General features: G+C 42.2%; 3 protein-coding genes. All 3 read left to right on the top strand.

From position 1 onward, the window contains the following. Positions 1-390: 390 nt before the first annotated feature. The 3 genes from ACFE93_RS33895 to ACFE93_RS33885 all read left to right on the top strand — a co-directional run bounded on the left by ACFE93_RS33895 (position 391) and on the right by ACFE93_RS33885 (position 5,089). Positions 391-1,149 carry a pre-peptidase C-terminal domain-containing protein gene (locus tag ACFE93_RS33895; RefSeq protein ID WP_375480404.1) on the top strand — a complete coding sequence of 253 codons (759 nt, stop codon included), beginning with the start codon at positions 391-393 and terminating at the stop codon, positions 1,147-1,149. A gap of 152 nt (positions 1,150-1,301) precedes the next feature. Continuing rightward, entirely contained in the window at positions 1,302-2,123 is an 822-nt protein-coding gene (locus tag ACFE93_RS33890; RefSeq protein ID WP_375480402.1) for a peptidylprolyl isomerase, read from the top strand. 23 nt (positions 2,124-2,146) lie between these two features. After that, positions 2,147-5,089: a peptidase domain-containing ABC transporter gene (locus ACFE93_RS33885; protein WP_375480400.1), complete on the top strand. Its 2,943-nt coding sequence runs from the start codon at positions 2,147-2,149 to the stop codon at positions 5,087-5,089. Positions 5,090-5,288 lie beyond the last annotated feature (199 nt).

Here is a 5,288-nt window from a genome sequence, read left to right as displayed (position 1 = left end):
AGATACACTGATTTATTTTACTTAGTGTACTTCATTAGACTGGTAAACGCTATATTACCTGAATTCTAAATAAGACTTTTTATGACTAAATAATACAAAGTACTTGGAATTTAATTTCAAACACCTAACTATTGAGGTCTTTTTCATGCTGTGTTTATTGAAAAAACAGCTTAATTTAGATTCATGGTTAAACAACAGGTTCTGAACACGGCAAGCACAAAACCAAACGGCTAAGGCTCTATTGAAAATAATAAATAATATTTATTTTCATCAAATTCTAAGCCACTACATTCTAGTAAATATCGATTTAAATCGAAGATTTACATCTGTGCAAATTATAACTTAATCTGAACTTGACCGCATCACAATCAACATCTAAAGGACAAAAAAATGGCACTTTTCAATCTTGGTACACTCGGTAGCACTCCTGTTGTTAAGAATAACTCTGATTTAACTACATCTGATCCCACAGATGTCTTTCAGTTCCAAATCAGCAGTGGCAAAAATCTCAACTTATCTCTGACAAATATCAGCGCTGGCGATGATGCCGACATTCGATTGTTTCGAGATGCTAACAATAACGGTGTATTAGATAGCTTTGACCGAAATGTTGGACTTGTTTCCAATCGCGGAAGCAACCAAGATGAGGCGATTAACTTTAAAACCAGCTCTGGTACTTTTTTTGCCGAAGTATCTCGCTTTGCTCCAGGTAGTTCAGGCGATGTCAGTTACAATTTAGCTTTGTCTGCAACTGAACCTTCTGGAACTTTTCCAATTTCAGCCAGTTCCAGCAACCTTCTACCTAAGGAATTTGTACTCGGTCACTTGTCAGGTAATACCACTCGTACAGGTAACGTCAATAACCAGAACACTACTGATGTTTACAGCTTCTCTTTGGGATTCCGTGAGGGTGCCGACATTAGATTGGACGGATTAAGCAGCGATGCTGATATCCGGTTGATTCGAGACTCTAACAACAATCGCATCGTCGATGCAGGTGAGGTAATTGCCAGCTCTAATAATGCAGGTATTACTTCAGAACTGATTTCCAACATTAGTGTACGTGGTGACTACTTCTTGCAGGTAACTGAATTCACTGGTAGCACTAACTACAATGTGACTTTTAATCAGTTCTCCGTCCCTGCTTAAGTTAAGGCATTAGCAGTGATGAGTAGTACTTGAAAGTTTTGTACAGCAATGCTTTCAAGAGTATATAAATGATGCAAGCGGTACAAATCCATACCTGAATACCGCTTGCATTTCTTAATTTATCTCTGCACGGCTCAAATATTTGCACAAACATGAATAAAACATTACAACTAGGCGATGTCTACGATGGGCGTAGCGGCAGTGCCATCTTACCGCCAGAAATTATCCCCTTTTTAGCAAGTTACAATCTAATCCCGCAATTGTTATCTCAGAGCATTATTGAATTAGCGATGTCTACGACGGGCTACGCCAACGCACCCATCACTTGCACAGATGCCGAAACAATTCAAGCTCTAGAGCAATTTTATCAGCATTGGGATTTAAACAGCGCAGAAAAAATCCAAGATTGGTGTTTACGTTACGGTTTGACTCAAGAACAATTAGAACTTTTCGCCACCCGCAAGCTCAGAGTCGAAAAATTCAAGCAAATAACTTGGGGACATCAGCTAGAATCTTACTTTATCAAATACAAAAGACATTTTGATAAAGTCATTTATTCTTTAATTCGGACTAATAGCAGAGGAATTGCTAACGAGCTATTCTTCCGAATTACAGAAGGAGAACAATCATTTTCTGAACTAGCGCGTGAATATTCTCAAGGGCCAGAAGCTGATACAAATGGCATCATCGGCCCAGTAGAACTTGGTACGATCGCTCCCAATTTTGCTCAGTTACTTTGCACAAGTCAAGTAGGTATAGTTCAACCACCCGTACCCTTTGGAGACTCATGGATAATTGTACGTGTGGAAAAGTTTATAAGTGCTCAGTTGGACGAGTTTATGCGCCAACGATTGCTGCAAGAGAATTTTGAAACTTGGTTTCAACAGCAACTAAGTCAACTATCACCAGAAGAAAAAGCCTGGATGGGAATCAACACCAAACCAGCACAGCCTCAAGAAACAAAGGCTGCTTAGAAATTATTAAAATCGGGTGCAAAATGATGACAAATACAACCGTTGATATTCAAGAATATATTGCCGATTTATTTCCTTTCAATTATCTATCCCCAAATGTTTTAGAAAATTTGCTCAACAAGGTGCAATTCTTCCGCTATCGCATCGGGCAGGTAATAATAACCAGGGAAGCTATGCCCGATCAAATTAGCATTATCTACCAAGGACAAGCGCGTTTATTAGCCTACAATACTCAAGGACAAAATCCGGCGACACTGAAGTTGCTCTCACCAGGAGAGGTTTTGGGTTGGGTAAGTCATGTGCGGGGTATTGCATGTGAAACTGCGATCGCTTCTACTGAAGTTATCACCTTTAATCTGGCGATCGCTGATTTTCTCGGATTGATTCAGCAGGAGAAGGCTTTTGCCCAAGCATTAGACAATACTGCCTCCCTCATAGAAGTATATGAACTGCTGATGGAGGAACTGAGTCGTCGGGCAGATGGTAGCAGGAATTTAGTTAAACTTGCCCGCACAGCAACTCAAGCAGCCGTTATCCAAACATTCCCTACACGCAAAGTATCTCTCCAGCAGTTAGATTCAGAATTCTTGTGGTTGGTTAGCAGTAGTTCGAGTGCTTACTTTCCTGTGGGGAGTCGCTTGGAGTTGGATGATATCAACCCCAAGCTGAAATTTAATGCAAGTATGCGTCTGGTGGGATTGCCCAAGTCAATACTTGGAGAAAATCTCGCTCCTACACCAAAAACACTCTTACCCGCAGAGATTCCCTACGCCTCAGAAATTACTGTCACAGAAGCACCAGCAGCTAAGGGGAAACAAAAGAAGTATCCTTATATTAAAGGTAGAGGCCCGCTGGATGCAACACTAGCTTGCTTCCAGATGTTGAGCCAATACTTTAACATCTCCTGGCGTAGAGATACATTGCGACGGGTGTTGACAAAGCAGCACGAACAGAAAGGCGTTATATCTCTGCAATTTTGCGCCGCCGCCGCTGAGTTGATGGGGTTAACAACACAGATGGTAAAAGTTCCCGCCGCCGCAGTCGGACGCTTGCAACTACCAGTAATGATTTCTTGGCAAGATAGTTTTGCAATTATTTATAAAAATAGCAATCAAGAGTTACTCATTGCCGTTCCTGAGATGGGACTACTACGCTACAAACTGCGAGACTTTGCCGAAAACTGGGGGGCTGAAGGAGAAGTACTGCTCCTGCAAACCAATAAAAACACTCCCAAGGCGCGGTTTAGTTTGAATTGGTTTGTACCTTCATTGCGGCGCTATCGCAAGGTATTAATTGAAGTACTAGTTGCTTCCATTGTTATTCAACTGTTTGGGCTGGTAAATCCCCTCGCCACACAGGTAATTATTGACAAAGTACTGGTTGGTAACAGTCCTGATACGCTGGAAGTTTTTGGGATCTTTTTGCTAGTAGTAGCAGTCATCGAAGCAATACTAACTAGTATCCGCACTCATTTATTTACAGATACCACTAACCGAATTGACCTCACCCTTGGTTCTGAGGTGATTAATCATCTGTTGCGTCTGCCATTATCTTACTTTGAACGCCGTCCTGTGGGAGAATTAGCAACGCGAATTCACGAGTTGGAAAACATCCGCTCTTTCTTGACTGGTACAGCCTTAACTGTGGTGATGGATGCTGTGTTTTCGGTGGTCTACATTTTAGTGATGGCAATTTACAGCCCAGTGTTGACATTAGTTGCTTTGGCAACAGTACCTCTGTTTGGTTTGCTCAACCTAATGGTATCACCTCTGATACGGCGACAATTGCAAGAGAAAGCAGAATGCAATGCCGAAACGCAATCTTATTTAGTGGAAGTGATGGGGGGAATGCAGACAGTCAAGGCGCAAAATTTAGAAATGCGATCGCGTTGGCAATGGCAAGAACGCTATGCTCGTTATATTAGCGCAGGTTTCAAAACAGTATCTACCCAAACTACTGCCAGTTCTGTTAGCAACTTTCTCAACAAGTTTTCCAGTATGTTAGTGCTGTGGGTAGGAGCTTTTCTCGTCCTCAATCAGCACCTAACCTTGGGACAACTCATCGCTTTCCGCATCTTGGCTGGTTATGTCACTAGTCCCTTGTTACGCCTAATGCAACTTTGGCAGAACTTCCAAGAAACTGCTCTATCTCTGCAACGCCTTGCTGATATTTTAGACACTCCCCAAGAAGTAGAAATTGGTAACTGTCAAAATATCCTCATGCCCAGTATTCAAGGTAGTGCCCGTTTTGAAAATCTCAGCTTTAGTTTCTCGGAACACGGGCCATTGCAACTGTGCAATATTAACTTAGATTTTCCTGCTGGCTCCTTTGTGGGAATTGTTGGTCAAAGTGGTTCCGGTAAAAGTACACTGCTAAAATTATTACCCAGACTTTACGAACCCAAGTCCGGCAAAATCTTGATTGATGGCTACGACATCAGTAAAGTAGAACTCTATTCCTTACGCCGTCAAATTGGGATGGTGTTACAAGATACCCTTCTGTTTGATGGCACAGTCCGCGAAAATATTGCCTTGGGATATCCTGATGCAACCGATGAAGAAATTATTACTGCTGCCAAGGTAGCTTATGCCCACGACTTTATTATGTCTCTGCCCAATGGCTATAACACCCGTGTCGGCGAACGAGGTTCGGGATTATCTGGAGGACAACGGCAACGAGTAGCAATCGCTCGTACTGTTCTGCAAAATCCGCAATTGCTTATCCTTGATGAAGCTACCAGCGCCTTAGATTACAATGCCGAAGCCCAAGTTTGCCGTAACTTGGCGACAGCTTTCCAAGGTAAAACAGTGTTTTTCATTACCCACCGCCTCAGCACAATTCGCAATGCCGATGTCATTTTGATGATGGATAGAGGTGCTGTGGTAGAACAGGGAACTCATGAAGAATTGATGGCGCTCAAAGGTTATTACTACTGTTTGTATCAGCAACAGGAAGCAAAAGTTTAGTGCTGAGTTAGGAGTTAGGAGTTAAGAGTTAGGAGTCAAGAGAAAATATTATTGCTTCAAGCTCAGAACTCGGAACTTCGACTTCAGAACTCGGAAGTTGAGCCTTTTTGCTTGAACGTTGAGCCTTTGAACTCGGAAGTTGAGCCTTTTTGCTTGAACGTTGAGCCTTTGAACTCGGAAGTTGCACCTTTTTGCTTGA

It is taken from the genome of uncultured Nostoc sp. (assembly GCF_964247315.1).
Classification (GTDB): Bacteria; Cyanobacteriota; Cyanobacteriia; order Cyanobacteriales; family Nostocaceae; genus Nostoc.
This window is presented reverse-complemented; position numbering and strand designations above follow the sequence as displayed.

What these genes read in the sequence shown, in the direction of transcription:
- ACFE93_RS33885 (WP_375480400.1), top strand. Translation starts at nt 2,147, where the DNA reads ATGATGACAAATACAACCGTTGATATTCAAGAATATATTGCCGATTTA.
- ACFE93_RS33895 (WP_375480404.1), top strand. Translation starts at nt 391, where the DNA reads ATGGCACTTTTCAATCTTGGTACACTCGGTAGCACTCCTGTTGTTAAG.
- ACFE93_RS33890 (WP_375480402.1), top strand. Translation starts at nt 1,302, where the DNA reads ATGAATAAAACATTACAACTAGGCGATGTCTACGATGGGCGTAGCGGC.